Origin of the sequence: Lentzea kristufekii, from assembly GCF_033949925.1 — a bacterium.
GTDB classification, from domain to species: Bacteria; Actinomycetota; Actinomycetes; order Mycobacteriales; family Pseudonocardiaceae; genus Lentzea; species Lentzea kristufekii.
The window spans coordinates 1-14,166 of record NZ_JAXAVV010000012.1 but is presented as its reverse complement, the minus strand read 5'-3'; the positions used below and the strand labels follow the sequence as shown (position 1 = coordinate 14,166).

16 protein-coding genes and 1 pseudogene are annotated in these 14,166 nt (G+C 69.2%); 9 read left to right on the top strand and 8 right to left on the bottom strand.

Going from position 1 to position 14,166, the window contains the following annotated elements:
• Nucleotide 1 precedes the first annotated feature (1 nt).
• Genes SK571_RS24000 through SK571_RS23990 form a run of 3 tightly spaced genes read left to right on the top strand, consistent with a single transcriptional unit; the run spans nt 2 to nt 2,304 of the window.
• A complete protein-coding gene (locus SK571_RS24000; RefSeq protein WP_319986344.1) occupies nt 2-436 on the top strand; it encodes a universal stress protein in 435 nt (144 codons plus the stop codon).
• Nucleotides 437-489: 53 nt separating this feature from the next.
• Nucleotides 490-1,467 (top strand): hypothetical protein, encoded by a 978-nt coding sequence (locus tag SK571_RS23995; RefSeq protein ID WP_319986343.1) that lies wholly within the window; start codon nt 490-492, stop codon nt 1,465-1,467.
• Between the two features lie 42 nt (nt 1,468-1,509).
• On the top strand, nt 1,510-2,304 hold the full coding sequence (locus tag SK571_RS23990) for a TIGR02452 family protein (protein ID WP_319986342.1): 795 nt from the start codon (nt 1,510-1,512) through the stop codon (nt 2,302-2,304).
• On the opposite strand, the gene SK571_RS23985 is transcribed toward SK571_RS23990, so the two are convergent.
• Together SK571_RS23985 and SK571_RS23980 are read right to left on the bottom strand one after the other, a co-directional pair.
• Nucleotides 2,288-3,067 (bottom strand): hypothetical protein, encoded by a 780-nt coding sequence (locus SK571_RS23985; RefSeq protein WP_319986341.1) that lies wholly within the window; start codon nt 3,065-3,067, stop codon nt 2,288-2,290. The genes SK571_RS23990 and SK571_RS23985 overlap by 17 nt on opposite strands.
• Entirely contained in the window at nt 3,057-3,683 is a 627-nt protein-coding gene (locus SK571_RS23980; RefSeq protein ID WP_319986607.1) for a SigE family RNA polymerase sigma factor, read from the bottom strand. Before SK571_RS23980 ends, SK571_RS23985 begins: the two co-directional genes overlap by 11 nt.
• A 54-nt stretch (nt 3,684-3,737) precedes the next feature.
• On the opposite strand from SK571_RS23980, the gene SK571_RS23975 reads away from it, so the two are divergent.
• The 5 genes from SK571_RS23975 (at nt 3,738) to SK571_RS23955 (ending at nt 8,110) form a co-directional block, all read left to right on the top strand.
• The gene (locus SK571_RS23975) at nt 3,738-4,262 is read left to right on the top strand and encodes a ribbon-helix-helix protein, CopG family (RefSeq protein WP_319986340.1); all 525 of its coding nucleotides are present in this window, start codon (nt 3,738-3,740) and stop codon (nt 4,260-4,262) included.
• 68 nt (nt 4,263-4,330) lie between these two features.
• On the top strand, nt 4,331-5,173 hold the full coding sequence (locus SK571_RS23970) for a DUF4097 family beta strand repeat-containing protein (protein WP_319986339.1): 843 nt from the start codon (nt 4,331-4,333) through the stop codon (nt 5,171-5,173).
• A gap of 11 nt (nt 5,174-5,184) precedes the next feature.
• Nucleotides 5,185-6,120 (top strand): ATP-binding cassette domain-containing protein, encoded by a 936-nt coding sequence (locus tag SK571_RS23965; protein WP_319986338.1) that lies wholly within the window; start codon nt 5,185-5,187, stop codon nt 6,118-6,120.
• Nucleotides 6,117-6,899, top strand: coding sequence for an ABC transporter permease (locus SK571_RS23960; RefSeq protein ID WP_319986337.1), 783 nt, complete (start codon nt 6,117-6,119; stop codon nt 6,897-6,899). Before SK571_RS23965 ends, SK571_RS23960 begins: the two co-directional genes overlap by 4 nt.
• 14 nt (nt 6,900-6,913) lie before the next feature.
• Nucleotides 6,914-8,110, top strand: coding sequence for a cytochrome P450 (locus SK571_RS23955; RefSeq protein ID WP_319986336.1), 1,197 nt, complete (start codon nt 6,914-6,916; stop codon nt 8,108-8,110).
• Between the two features lie 7 nt (nt 8,111-8,117).
• Here the strand turns inward: SK571_RS23955 and SK571_RS23950 are convergent, their stop codons facing one another.
• The 6 genes from SK571_RS23950 to sigK all read right to left on the bottom strand — a co-directional run bounded on the left by SK571_RS23950 (nt 8,118) and on the right by sigK (nt 13,623).
• On the bottom strand, nt 8,118-8,819 hold the full coding sequence (locus SK571_RS23950; protein WP_319986335.1) for an SDR family NAD(P)-dependent oxidoreductase: 702 nt from the start codon (nt 8,817-8,819) through the stop codon (nt 8,118-8,120).
• Nucleotides 8,820-8,870: 51 nt separating this feature from the next.
• Nucleotides 8,871-10,736 carry a hypothetical protein gene (locus tag SK571_RS23945; protein WP_319986334.1) on the bottom strand — a complete coding sequence of 622 codons (1,866 nt, stop codon included), beginning with the start codon at nt 10,734-10,736 and terminating at the stop codon, nt 8,871-8,873.
• A 101-nt stretch (nt 10,737-10,837) separates the two neighbouring features.
• The gene (locus SK571_RS23940; RefSeq protein WP_319986333.1) at nt 10,838-11,821 is read right to left on the bottom strand and encodes a fatty acid desaturase family protein; all 984 of its coding nucleotides are present in this window, start codon (nt 11,819-11,821) and stop codon (nt 10,838-10,840) included.
• Nucleotides 11,822-11,910: 89 nt separating this feature from the next.
• On the bottom strand, nt 11,911-12,261 hold the full coding sequence (locus SK571_RS23935) for a VOC family protein (RefSeq protein WP_319986332.1): 351 nt from the start codon (nt 12,259-12,261) through the stop codon (nt 11,911-11,913).
• Between the two features lie 43 nt (nt 12,262-12,304).
• Nucleotides 12,305-13,027 carry an anti-sigma factor gene (locus tag SK571_RS23930; RefSeq protein WP_319986331.1) on the bottom strand — a complete coding sequence of 241 codons (723 nt, stop codon included), beginning with the start codon at nt 13,025-13,027 and terminating at the stop codon, nt 12,305-12,307.
• Nucleotides 13,024-13,623 carry an ECF RNA polymerase sigma factor SigK gene (gene sigK, locus SK571_RS23925; protein ID WP_319986330.1) on the bottom strand — a complete coding sequence of 200 codons (600 nt, stop codon included), beginning with the start codon at nt 13,621-13,623 and terminating at the stop codon, nt 13,024-13,026. Before sigK ends, SK571_RS23930 begins: the two co-directional genes overlap by 4 nt.
• Nucleotides 13,624-13,866: 243 nt before the next feature.
• On the opposite strand from sigK, the pseudogene SK571_RS23920 reads away from it, so the two are divergent.
• A pseudogene (locus SK571_RS23920) lies at nt 13,867-14,166 on the top strand (fasciclin domain-containing protein); the annotation flags it as partial.

Below are 14,166 nucleotides of genomic sequence, written 5' to 3'. Positions count from 1 at the left end.
CATGACGGTGGTCGTGTGGATCGCCGACGACACCTGGCAGGACTGCGTCGACGCGGCCCGCGCCTACTCGGGGGACTTCCTGTTGCTGCACGTCAGCGACCACGACGTGCCCGGCGCGGCACACGGCGCGTTCGCCGGGCTGTTCGGCCGCGGTCATCCCTCACGCGACCCCGGTACCCGCCTCGACGACCTCGCCGCGGACCACGCCTCGCAGCTCCTCGAAGCAGCCGCGGAACGGCTGGGGCTTCCCTGTGCGAAGGAAGCGCGCATCGGTCGCGTTGAGCACGAAGTCGTTGCGGCCGCTCAGCAAGCTTCCCTGCTGATCCTCTGCCGCGACGGCGACGTGAGCCACGCGGGTCCGCGCAGCCTCGGTCCGGCCACCCGGTTCGTCGTCGACCACGCGCCCTGTCCGGTGCTGCTCGTCTGGCCGTCATAACTTCGTAGACGCAAACTTGCGCGCACGCACTTTTGGCGCCTAGTCTCACTGACATGCGCGCCAAAGGCATCGCGTACGACACCGGTTTCGTGCGCCACGGAGAGATCTCGCAGGAGAAGTTCGACCTGGACGCGGTCAGGCGGGACCTGACCGTCATCAGGGACGACCTGCACTGCAACGCCGTCCACCTGGTCGGCGGTGATCCGGAACGGCTCGAACGAGCCGCGGAGATCGCCGCCGGGCTGGGCCTGGAGATCTGGTTCTCGCCCTACCCGCTGGAGCTGACGCCGGCCGAGATCCTCGACCTGTTCGCGGACTGCGCGCGGCGGGCCGAGAAGGTCCGGCTCACGGGTGCCGAGGTCGTGTTCGTGACCGGCGTCGAGCTCAGCATCATGAACTCCGGCTTCCTGCCCGGCGACGACGTGATGCAGCGCCTGAGCCGGCTTTTGGGGCAACCGCAACGGATGCAGGAGGCGGGTGCGAGGCTCAACGGGTTCCTCGCCGAGGCCGTCGCGCTGGTGCGGCGACACTTCGGGGGCAGGCTCACCTACGCCTGCATCCCGTTCGAGAACCCCGACTGGGACCTGTTCGACGTCAAGTCGTTCGAGCTGATCCGGTCCGCCGACGTGTACGCCGAGAGCATCAGGAACGTGGTGGCGCAGGGAAAGCCGGTCGCCATCACGGGCTTCGGCACGGCGGCCTGGCGCGGTTCCGGCGCCGTGGCACCGCGCAGCATGGAGATCGTCGAGCACGACGAGGCCGGGGTGCCGGTGAGGGTGAAGGACGGCTACGTCCGCGACGAGGCCGAGCAGGCCACGTACCTGCGCGAGGTGCTGGAGACCTTCGAGGCCGAGGGGGTCGACGGTGCGTTCGTCTACATGTTCGCGCTCAGCAACTACACGCACCGGCCGGACGATCCGAGCCGTGACCTCGACATGGCGAGCCCCGGCATCGTGAAGGTCTTCGAGGACCTGTCCTGGGAGCCCAAGGCCGCGTTCGGTGCGGTCGCCGAGGTCTACGCCCGGATTTAACCGTTTGGCGCGCGCGGTGCCGCCAGCCAGACTCGGGGCACCATGAGCAGCAGATTGCGAGCGATCGCCCACGACACAGTCGAGATCTCTGAGCGGGGCTCCTACTCCACCGCCGCGGGCGAGGTCCCGATCGCCGTCGCTCCCGCCGTCGCGGGAACCCGGCTCCACCTGCCGGACGAGGTGCTGTCGCTGCCCCCGGAGACCGGCGGCATCCGGATCGACGTCACCAACGAGTCCACTTTGGAGGCGACACGACGCCTCGGCGGTGACGTCGCGGCGCTGAACTTCGCCTCCGCGCGCAACGCCGGAGGCGGGTTCCTCAACGGCGCGCAGGCTCAGGAAGAGAGCATTGCCCGTGCCTCAGCGATCTACCCGTGCCTGCGTGCCGCGGGTGAGTTCTACGCGTACCACCGCGCCCACGACGACCTCACCTACAGCGACCGCGTGATCTACTCGCCGCGCGTACCGGTGTTCAAGGACGACAAGGGAACCCTGCTGCCCCAGCCGTACGAGGTCTCGTTCCTCACCGCCGCCGCGCCGAACCGGTCGGCGATCGTGCGCAACCAGCCCGAACGCGCCGACGACATCCCGCTCGCGTTGCTGCGGCGGGCCATCCGCGTGCTGCACGTCGCGGCGGCGCACGGGCACCGCCGGCTCGTGCTCGGCGCCTGGGGGTGCGGGGTCTTCGGCAACGACTCCGCCACCGTCGCCCAGGTCTTCCGGATCGCGTTGCGGGACAACCGCTTCTTCGACCACGTCGTCTTCGCGGTGCTGGACCGGCAGAAGGGGACGCCGACGTTCGCCGCGTTCGCCGACGCCCTCACTCGTGCTCGGTGAACCCGTCGGGGATCGAGGTCTTGAGCTGCGCGAGGTTCTCCGGTGTGGGCGGCAGCCACGTGACGTCGAACGCCGTCGCCCCGTCCTGCTCCCAAAGCCAGCGCATCGGCAGGTAGGTGGAGGCGTCCACCCACATCTGCGTGGTGGGCTCCGCCTTGTGCCCGGCGATGGTCAGGCGCACCGTCTGAACCCCGCCGATCGGCTCACCGGGTCCGGCGACGGTGATGCGGCCGTCCCGGATCGCCTGCTGGATCTTCTCCGGCGTCCACACCTCGTCGTCCGGGCTCTCACCGGGTTCGTCGCGGAAGGTGCGGGCCCGGTGGTCGGTGAAGACGTTCCCGGCGGCCGAGCGGCTCAGGTCCACGATCGTCCTGCCGTCCACGGACGCCCGGTACCGGAACGCACTGCCGTCCGCGGCGTGCCACCGTTCCACCAGCCCCTTCTCGCCTGGCCCGAAGTACTTCTCGCGGTCGTCCGCCGGAGCCTGTTCGTGGATCACCATGCCCCGCACGCCTTCCAGCGCGCTGTTGGTGCGTTCCAGTGCGACCTCGACCGGCACCGCCGGTTGCGGAGCCGGCACCAGCACGACGGCGGCGGCCGCGGCGGCGGCGGTGATCAGCGGAACCGCGAGCCACGTCCAGCGCCTGCGGGACCGCCCGCGGCGCACCGAGGCCAGCAGTGCGGCGGGGTTCGCGGTCACGCCGGCGACCTCGGCACGCAGCACGGTGCGCACGTCGTCGAGCAGTTCGTTGTCAGACACCATGAGCGTTCTCCGTGATCTGTTCCCCGAGCAGCTCACGCAGTCGTGCGACGGCCCGGCTCGTGTGTGCTTTGACGGTTCCCTCGGACGTGCGCAGCGCCTCCGCCGTCTCCGCCACCGACATCCCGGCGAAGTAGCGCAGCACCACCGCCTCACGCTGTCGTGCCGGCAGCTTGGCCAGCGCCCGCCGCAACACGTCGCGGTCGACCACCGTGTCGGCGGGGTCCCGGCCCGACGACACGTGGCCGGCGTTGGTCAGCTCCTGTTCGGGCACCCGCCTGCGGGCGCGGCGCCACCGGTCTCGCGCCAGGTTGACCAGCACCTGGCGGATGAACGCCTCCGGTGCCGTGTGGACCGACGTCCAGCGCGTGGCCAGCCGCATCAGCGCTGTCTGCAGGATGTCCTCGGCATGACCGACGTCCCCCACCAGAAGCACGGCTGTGCGCAGCAGCGCGGTCGAACGGTCCAACACGAACCGTTCGAAGTCTGCGCTCGATTCAAGTTGCACGCAGAGGTAGACGACGATCTCCCGGCCTCGGTTGACATGGGTGAGGCATCCCTCGCGGAGACCGTTGCGTGCGTGATCAAGCCTCCGACCTGCAGTGAGCCAAAATGGCATCACTCTGAGCCAGAAATGCTTGTGGGTGGCACCATCGTGTGCCATAGTGGCGCCATGGATCTGACCCCGTATGTGGCTTCCCTCGGCCGCGAGCTGCTGACCGCCGTCGAAACAGGCGGCGACGAAGCGAGCGCGCTGGTCGAGCGGTTGACCGTGACGATGGAGTCGGCGATCCGGCTGGCGCTGCTGGAGGCGCTGTCCGCTGCCGCCGACGAGATCACCGCGGACCTGGCACCGGACTCGGTGCAGGTGCTGCTGCGAGGCCGTGACCCGAAGTTCGTCGTGACGCGCCGGACGCCGGAGCAGCCCGCCGCCGTCACTCCCGAACCGGTCGCCGCCGCGCCCGCCGAGGACGTGGCAGCGGGCTTCGACGACGGCACCACCGTGCGCATCAACGTCCGGCTGCCCGAACCGCTCAAGGCCGCTATCGACGAGGCCGCGGCCAAGGAGGGCCGCTCGGTCAACGCGTGGCTCGTGCGTGCCGCGTCGGCGCAGCTGAACCCGAAGCGCGACACCACTGCCGAAACGCTGACGGGCGGCATCCCCGCCACCCAGCGTTTCGTCGGCTGGGTCCGCTAGCCCAGCACTTTCTCCACTTCGCCCCGACCTGCGGGGATGTTCCACCGACACCTTCTGAGGGGACAGCCATGCCTTCTTACGAAACGCCAGAACCGATTTCCGTACTGCTGGACGTCTACGCGGGGTACGTCCAGATCGTCGCGAGCGACCGCACCGACACGACCGTCGAGGTGCGGCCCTCCGACCCGTCCGACTCCTCGGACGTCGAGGCCGCGCAGAAGACCAAGGTCGACTACGCCGACGGCACGCTGACGGTGCGCGGGCCGAAGCGGACGTTCGACTTCTCCAAGAAGACCAGGGCGGTCGACGTCGTGATCGAGCTGCCGACCGGGTCCAAAGTGGACGCCGACGTGTCGGCGGGCAGCGTCCGCACCTCCGGGGTGCTCGGCGTGACCGAGGTCGACATGTCCGCGGGCAACATCCACCTCGACCGGACCGGGCCGCTGAAGGCCGACACCGGCGCCGGGGTGGTCAACATCGGCGCGGTCGAGGGCAACGCCGACGTCAAGACCGGCAGCGGCCACATCCGCATCGGCACGGTCCACGGCGCGCTGATCGCCAAGAACTCCAACGGCCACATCGACGCCGGCACGGTCGAGGGCGAGCTGAAGGCGCGTTCCGCCAACGGCGACATCACCGTCGAACGCGCCGGTGGCCCCGCGGAGGCCCGGACCGCCATGGGATCCATCAACGTCGGCGAGGTCGTCCGCGACACCGTCACGCTCAACACCGCGATGGGCGGCATCGAGATCGGGATCGCCCCGGGCACCGCGGCGTGGATCGACGCCAAGACCTCGTTCGGCCGCGTCACCAACGCGCTCGAGGGCAGCGACGGCCCCGGCAACTCCGCGGAGACCGTCAGGGTCACCGCCCACACGTCCTTCGGCGACATCACCGTCCGCCGCAGCTGAGGGGGAACACCATGAACGCGATCAAGGCAACCGGCCTGCGCCGCTCCTACGGCGACAACGAGGTGCTCAAGGGCGTCGACCTGAACGTCCAGCGCGGCACCGTCTTCTCGCTGCTCGGCGCGAACGGCGCCGGCAAGACCACCACCGTCAAGATCCTCTCGACGCTCATCCGCGCGGACGGCGGCAGCGCGTCCGTCGCCGGCCACGACGTGGCGAGCGACCCCGACGCCGTCCGCGGCGCCATCGGTGTCACCGGCCAGTTCTCCGCCGTCGACAACCTCATGACCGGCCGCGAGAACCTGAAGCTCATGGCCGACCTGCACCACCTCGGCAAGGTGGACGGCAAGCACAGGACCGAGCAGTTGCTGGAGCAGTTCGACCTGGTGGACGCGGCCGACAAGTCCGCGTCGACCTACTCCGGCGGCATGCGGCGCCGGCTCGACCTCGCGATGACGCTGGTCGGGTCACCGCAGGTGATCTTCCTGGACGAGCCCACCACGGGCCTCGACCCGCGCAGCCGCCGCACGATGTGGCAGATCGTGCGGGAGCTGGTGGCGAGCGGCGTCACGATCTTCCTCACCACCCAGTACCTGGAGGAGGCCGACGAGCTCGCCGACCGGATCGCGGTGCTGGACCACGGGAAGATCGTCGCCGAGGGGACCGCGGACGAGCTCAAGCGCCGCATCCCCGGCGGCCACGTCCTGTTGCAGTTCACCGATCCCCGGCACCTCGAAGCCGCCATCCGGATCGTGGGCGACTCCTCCCGCGACGGTGAGGCGCTCGCCCTGCGCGTGCCCAGCGACGGCAGCGTCCGCTCGCTCAAGGCATTGCTCGACCGGCTCGACGACAACGCGGTCCTGGTCGACTCGCTCAGCACCCACACGCCCGACCTCGACGACGTCTTCCTCGCCCTCACCGGCAGCCCCGACAAGGTGGTCCAGTCATGAGCTACGTCCTGACCGACTCGGCGACGATGGTGCGCCGCAACCTCACGCGGATGATCCGCTACCCGTCGCTGACGTTCCAGCTCCTGATCATGCCGGTCGTGTTCCTGCTGCTGTTCGTCTACGTCTTCGGCGGCACGCTGGGCGCCGGGCTCGGCGGACCTTCCGGTGGCCGTGCGGAGTACCTCGACTACGTCACGCCGACGATCATCCTGATGTCGATCACGGCCGCGGTGCAGGGCACCAGCATCTCGATCGCGATGGACATGACCGAGGGAATCGTGGACCGGTTCCGCACCATGAAGATCGCCAGGGTGTCCGTCCTCACCGGACACGTCGTCGGCAGCCTGGTCCAGACGGTCCTCGCCATGTCGGTCGTCTTCGGCGTCGCGGTCGCGATCGGGTTCCGGCCGCAGGCGAGCGCTCTCGGCTGGCTCACCGTGGCCGGTCTGCTGATCGCCATGTCGTTCGCGATGATCTGGCTGTCCGCCGCGCTGGGACTCGCCAGCAAGTCCGTCGAGTCGTCGAGCAACGTCGGCCTGCCGCTGATCCTGCTCCCGTTCTTCGGCAACGGTTTCGTGCCCACCGATTCGATGCCGACCGTGTTGCGCTGGTTCGCCGAGTACCAGCCGTTCACCCCGTTCATCAGCGCCCTGCGTGGTCTGCTGACGGGTACACCGATCGGCAACAGCGGCTACATCGCCTTCACCTGGTGCGCCGTCATCGGGATCGGCGGCTACCTCTGGTCCAAGAAGCTCTTCAACCGCGAATCCACCCGCTGAAGGAGACACCGATCATGCTGCACGGCCTTCCCATGGACCGCGACGTCAGTCCGTTCGTCCCGCCCAGCCAGATCTCCCTGGTGCGCGAGACCCGCCCGGTCAGCCCGATGCTCTTCCCCGACGGCCACGAGGGCTGGTTCATCACCGGCTACGAAGCCGTCCGGCAAGCGCTGGCGGACACCAGGTTCAGCAACCGCCAGGACCTCGGCATCATCCACGTGCCGTTCCCGACGCCCGGCATGCCGGAGCAGACCGAGCCGTCCCCGCAGACGCCCGGCCTGTTCATCAGCATGGACCCGCCGGACCACACCCGGTTGCGGCGCAAGCTCACCGGAGCGTTCACCGTCAAGCGGATGAAGGCTCTCGAAGAGGGCATCATCGAGATCACCGAACGGCAGCTGGACGAGCTGGCACAGCTCACGCCGCCGGTCGACCTCGTCAAGGAGTTCGCGCTTCCGGTGCCGTCACTGGTGATCTGCGAGATCCTCGGCGTTCCCTACGCGGACCGCGACACGTTCCAGACCAACTCCTCCAAGTTCATGGAGCGGGAGGTCGACCTCGAAGACAAGATGGCCGCGTACATGGCGATGAACACGTACCTGGCGGAACTGGTCACCAGCAAGCGCGCCGAACCGGGTGACGACCTGCTGTCCGACCTCGCCCGGGACGAGGACCTCAGCATCGAGGAACTCTGCGGGATGTCGTTCCTGCTGCTGCTCGCGGGCCACGAGACGACCGCGAACATGCTGGCGCTGGGCACTTTCGCGTTGCTGGAGCACCCGGACCAGCTGGCCGCGCTGCGGTCGGACCCGGCGCTGATCCCCGACGCCGTCGAGGAGCTGCTGCGCTACCTCGCCGTCGCCGACGTCTTCTTCCGGTACGCCACCGAGGACATCGAGTTCTTCGGGGAGACGATCCCCAAGGGTTCGTCGGTCATCCTGTCGCTGCTGGCGGGAAACCACGACCCGGAGCGCTACGAGCACGCCGACACGCTCGACGTGCACCGCAACGCCCGTGGCCACCTCTCGTTCGGGCACGGTGTGCACCAGTGCCTCGGTCAGCAGCTGGCCCGCATCGAGATGCGCGCCGGGTTCGAGGGACTGCTGCGCCGCTTCCCGTCACTGGAACTCGCCGTGCCGGCCCGTGAGGTCAAACTCAGGACCGACATGAACATCTACGGCGTGCACGCCCTGCCGGTCACCTGGGCATGACCGCCCGTCAGACGGTGAAACCACCGTCTGCGTTGATGCTGGCGCCGGTGACGTACGCACCGGCCTCACCAGCCAGAGCCGCGACGACAGCGGCGATCTCCGCTGGTTCTCCGTAGCGCCCCAACGCGGTCAGACCGCGGATCGTGTCCGCCATCGGCCCGTCCGCCGGGTTCATGTCGGTGTTCGTGGGGCCGGGATTCACGACGTTCGCCGTGATGCCCGACGGACCCAGTTCGCGCGCCAGGCCCTTCGTCATCCCGATCAGCGCGGTCTTGCTGGCCGAGTACAGGGCGAAGCCCGGAAACGGCGCGTACACGGCGACATTGCTGCCGATGCTGATGATCCGGCCACCTTCACGCATGTGCCGTGCCGCCGCACGCGCCGCCAGGTACGGCGCGCGCACGTTCACGGCCATCGTGTGGTCGAACTCCTCCCGGCCGAGCTCCTCCAGCGGTCCGACCTGGAAGACCGCCGCGTTGTTCACGAGCACGTCGAGCCGTCCGAAGTGGACCGCGGTCTCCTCGACCGCGGCCACGACGGCGTCCGGGTCGGCGCTGTCCGCCCGGATCGCGAAACCGTTGTCCGGCTTGGTGTTCTGGTACGTGACCGCGACGCGCGCGCCGAGCGCGGTGAGCTTCTCGGCCACCGCGGCCCCGATGCCGCGGCTCCCGCCGGTGACGAGAGCCGCTTTCCCCTCAAGTGATCCCATGTCGATCAGCCTGCTGGAACCGCGGTCAGGATTCTGGCGGGAATCGGACCGTCAGTTGGCGCCTCGGGTGTACGCCCACGCGGTGCGGTTGAGGGAGTCCTCGATCCCCGTGAAGCCCTCGTTGGGGTTGAGCACGTCCTCGTGGAAGTCGACGTCGACGTCGTCCGCCGTGCCACCGATGCCGTCCGGGCCCACGCCGAACATGCCCTTCGGGTTGCCGCCCTGGTCCATGATCGCGTCGAGCGCGTTGAACTGGTCCTGGTGCCAGCTACCCGACATGTGCCCTGCCTCGTGCGCGGTGATGTTGCCGATCGCCCGGCCGATGAACGCGATCTTGTCACTGGCCGGCGTGATGTAGCCGTTCAGCGACGTGCGCGTCTGGGCGGCCGGCGCGCTGAGGATGTCGAGCAGCACCAGCGAGGTCTCCTCCTTGCCGAAGTTGCCCGCGTCGATCGACTGCGCGATGCCGACGGTCTGGATGCCGGACTCGGCGATCGAGCCGCCGACGACCACTCGGCTGACGTTCTTCTGGCCCCACGGGTCGGCGTGGTCGCGGCTGTTCAGGATCCGCACGGCGAACCGCCTGTTGGTGCCCTTCGCGGCCAGGTCGTGCTCGATGTTCTCGCGCACGGTCGCGACCACGCCGTCGATCACGGCGTTCTCGTCGGCGTCGGTGAGACCCCAGCCGGGCAGGAACTTCCTCAACGGCGAGAGGTCCTTGTTGCCGGCCGAGGGGTCGGCGCCGAAGATCCGGGTGTTGACCCGCGCTCCGTCGAAGTCGAGGAAGACCGTCAGCACCTCGGGCCGCTGGTTGAGCTCCGATCCGGGGCGGTAGGCCTCGACCGTGACGTCGTAGCGGCCGTCACCGTTCTCGGCGCCGACGGTGTAGCGGCCGTCCTTCGGTGCCACGAAGTCCGCGACGGCGTTGCCACCGGCGGGCATCGGGGAGTTCTCGGCGTACAGGAAGCTGAAGTCCTGCGACGAACCGAAGACCTCGCGGCCGGCGGGGTCGTGGACGACGACCCTGGTCGCCTTGCCCGCCGCCGACGCGCCCAGCACGTCGCCCGCCTTCAGGTCCACCGAGAAGTAGTCCCTGTCCGCGGGGCCGCCGCCCGTCGCGATGGTCAGGTCGTACGCGCCCTCGGTGAGGACGCGCTTGCCGGTGCCGGGTGTCATCGGGTCGGCCGGGATCCCGCCGGGTCCGGCCGCTGCGACCATCAAGTAGACGTCCTGTCCGGCGGCCACGGGAACCCGCAGCCTGCTGTCCGTGCTGCCCGCGAGGTTGTCGTGCTGGTCCAGGAGCTGCCCGGTCGCGTCGAACGTGGCGAGCAAGGTGTCCAGGTCGCCGGCCGGCGTGTCCGTCTCGACGAGGACGATGCGCGCCTCGGCGCCGCCGGACAGCTTGTAGAAGTCGTGGTCGCCGGTGCCGTCGCCGCCGCTGCCGTACGGGCCGTCGCCGATCTTGCCGCTGGTGCGCACTGCCCTGTCGCGGGCGGGCACGCCGGGGTCGCTCGCGAGCGGGATGGCGTCGTTGGTCTCGGCGAACGGCGCCACCACCGGGATCGTGGGGTCACCCGCGAGGTCACCGGTGAGCGTGAGCTTCGGGTTCTTGCCCCGGCCGGTCCCGAACCCGGCCACGTGCTCGGCCTTCGAGGGCGCGTCGTTGGCGCCCTGCCCGGTCTCCTTCTCGGTGTACGTCAGCGGCTGGCCCGCGCTCTTCGCGGCCACGCGCGACTGCTTGCGGGCCTCGCGGTTCCGCTGCACCGCGGCCCAGTCGACCTTCGCCTCCGCCGGCAGGAACGCCAGCATCGGGTCGGGCTGGAAGAGCGGTGCCGCGGGCTCGGCCGCCGACTGCCCGCCGGCGACCAGAGCCAGTGCCATACCTGCTGTGAGCACGCCGAACAGATGCTTTCGCATGGTCAGTTCCCCCAGTTCGGTCCTTTCACCGAGGAAACCAGCGCCGTGCGGGCGGGACGAGCGTTTTGGTCAGCCTTTGTCCACTTCAGGACATTCGTGGATCAGACCGTGGCCTTGCGCATCGGCTGCGCGACCTCGTGCAGGTGCTGCAGCACGTATCCGTAGGAACGGAACAGGCCGCACTGGGCGTAGGAGATCCCGTGCTGCTCGCAGAACTTGTGCACGATCGCCTGCGCGTGCTTCAGGTTCGGCCGCGGCATGCTCGGGAACAGGTGGTGCTCGATCTGGTAGTTCAACCCGCCGAGCAGGATGTCCACGAACCAGCCGCCGCGGATGTTGCGCGAGGTCAGCACCTGCTTGCGCAGGAAGTCGAGCGAGTGCCCGGCCGACAGCACCGGCATGCCCTTGTGGTTGGGGGCGAACGAACATCCCATGTAGAGGCCCCACAAGGCCTGGTGCACCAGGATGAACGTGACCGCGTACACGGGGGAGAGGACCCAGAACACGACCGCGAGGTACACCACGACGTTCGCGATCATCACGGTCCGCTCGCGGCCCGCGTACCGGATCGAGTGCCAGTGCAGTGCGAAGCCTTCCAGCAACAGCAACGGGAAGAACAACACCGCCTGGTGCGAGGCGATCCACCGCAGCGGGCCGCGCTTCGCCGCTCCCTGCCGTTGCGTGAACGCCAGCACCGAGATGTCGACGTCCGGGTCCTCGTCCTCGTGGTTCGGGTTGGCGTGGTGGCGGCTGTGCTTGCCCACCCACCACTCGTAGCTGACGCCGACCAGTCCGCTGTGGGCGTAGCCGGTGATCTCGTTCCACTTCTTCGAAGCGAAGATCTGCTTGTGGCCCGCGTCGTGCCCGATGAACGCGAGCTGCGTGGACATCACGGCCAGCACGACCGCTACCGCGAGCTGCCACCACGAGTCGCCCAGCAGCGCGAACGCCACCCAGGCCGCCGCGTAGACCACGAGGTTCACGCCGATCCGGGTGAAGTAGTAACCGCGCCGCCGAGCAAGCAGGCCAGCCTGCTTTATCTCGGTGGACAACTGGGCGAAGTCGCTCGCCTGCCGGAGTGCCATTCGCGCAGAATGCCTGATCGCGGCGACTAAGTCATGCACGGCCCATGAAGTCGTTACCAACCACGTGGGTCACACCGGCGTCGGCAGACCTACCAGCTCACGAGGCAGAAGGGGTGGCCGGCGGGATCCGCGTAGACGTGGAACCGCTCGCCACCGCCTTCGAGCCTGCGCGCACCGAGGGCCAGCACCTTCTCGCCCGCCGCCGCGAGATCGTCCACCCGCACGTCGAAGTGCATGTGCGCGGTCTCGTCCGGCCACTTCGGCGGTTGCCAGCCCTCGACCCGTGCGAACGCCACGCCGGGCCGATCCGGGGCGTCACCGATGACGACGAACTTCCCGTCGTCCTGCACCCGGACCATCCCGAGCAGCTTCTCGTAGAACTCCGCGAGGCCCTGCGGATCAGGGCAGTCCACCACCAGGCCGTGCCAGCGTCCGATCATGCGCGGGATGCTGACACGGATCCAGGACGACCATCGCCCTGAATCACACGAGCGGCATCGCCATCACCGCCGGTGTGGTCGGCGCCGGCGAACCGCCCGTCGGTTCCACGGTCAGCGCGACCTCCTGCGCTCCGGCCAGCCCGCTGACGACGACCGGTGACGACCGCGAGTCGAGCAGCCCGGCCGAGTGCGGGTCACCGTCGGCGCCGATCAGCCAGAGCTGGTAGGTGTGACCGTCGGGTGCCTGCGGCAGGTCCTTGGCGAGGAACAGCGCCTCGTCGCGGCTGGCCGACACGACAGCGGTGCCGGTGGCGCCGTTCGGTGCCTTGCCGTTGATCAGCTTCGCGTCCGGCGTGGACAGGAAGTCGGAGAACCGGCTGTACTCGCTGGAGAGCTGCGCCAGCTGCCGTTCCTGGCCGGACTGCGAGTACTGCACCGTCACGAACACCGCGGCGACGAGGCAGGCGGCCGCGAGCAGTCCTCCCGCCCAGCGCTTGCGGCGCGGGTCCGGCACGCGTGCCGTGTGGGGGGACAGCTGGCGGGTCTCGGCCGCCGCCGCGAGCACGCGGGCACGGAGCTGGGGAGGTGGCGGGTACTCGACCGCGCCGCCCAGCCGCGCGGCCGTGGCCGCGAGTTCGGTGACCTCGACCGCGCAGCTCTCGCAACGGGTCAGATGCGCCTCGAAGGCGGCTCGTTCGATTTCCGACAGCGCGTTCACGGCGTAGGCGCCGGTGAGCGTGTGCAGATCAGCGGATGTGGTCCTCATCCGGTCACCCCCATGCAGTCCCGCAGTCGGATCAGGCCGTCGCGCATGCGGGTCTTGACCGTGCCGAGCGGAATGCCCAGCAGGCTCGAGACCTCCGGATACGAATAGCCCTGGTAGTAGGCCAGCAGCACGGACTCGCGCTGCAGCTCGGTCAGGAAGCTCAGGCAGCGCCGCACCTGGCGTTGCTCGAGCCGGCCGTCGACCTGCTCGCTCACCTCGTCGAACGGCCTGGCCGGGTCGAGGCGGGCGGCGCGGTCCTCGCGGTGCGTGGCGGCCTGGGCGGACCGGACGCGGTCGACGGCCCGGCGGTGCGTCAGCGTGAGGATCCAGGTGTTGGCGCTGCCCCGGTCCGGGTCGAACCTGGTCGCGGTCCGCCACACTTCGAGCATCACCTCCTGGAACACCTCCTCCGACTGCGCCTGGTCCCGCACGACGCGCCTGATCAGCCCGAACACCGAGCCGGCCACGACGTCGTAGAGCCGTTCGAACGCCGCCTCGTCGCCCCGTGCGACCAGCGCGAGCAGGTCGTCGGCGGTCGGGCCGACGTCACGAGGGGTGCTCTGCAGGCTTTGCAGCGCCCGCTCACGCTCTGGCATCCCTGGTCCTCTCCTCGGCTGTTGTCCTCTGTTGTTCGCAGCAGAGGCGCCGATGGATCGGTCCGGAATGCGTCATCACGTCGGAGCGCGGTCGATCGTCTTCCAGCTGCCGTGGAAAGCCGCATGTCAGTCCGTTGTGGACACTGCGGTTGGTAACGGATTCATAACCACACCCATCCGCTTCCCGAGGGGCGGCGAATCACGAGCAGCAACTGCTCGATCACCCTTTGGAGATGTCTCGTCATGAACATGACCGTCCGCAACACCGTCCTGGCCGTCGGCGCCGTCTCGCTCGCCTTGTTCGGCGCGGCGTGCGGCTCGGGTGACATGGCCAGCAGCGGTGGCACTTCGAGTGCCGCGCCCACCACGACCACCCAGTCCTCGGCTGCGATGGCCGACCCGGCGAAGGACCTCGTCGGTCCTGGTTGTGCCGACTACGCGAAGCAGGTGCCGTCCGGTGCCGGTTCGGTTTCGGGCATGGCCGCTGACCCGGTCGCCGTCGCCGCCAGCAACAACCCGCTGCTGACCACGCTCGTCAGCGCG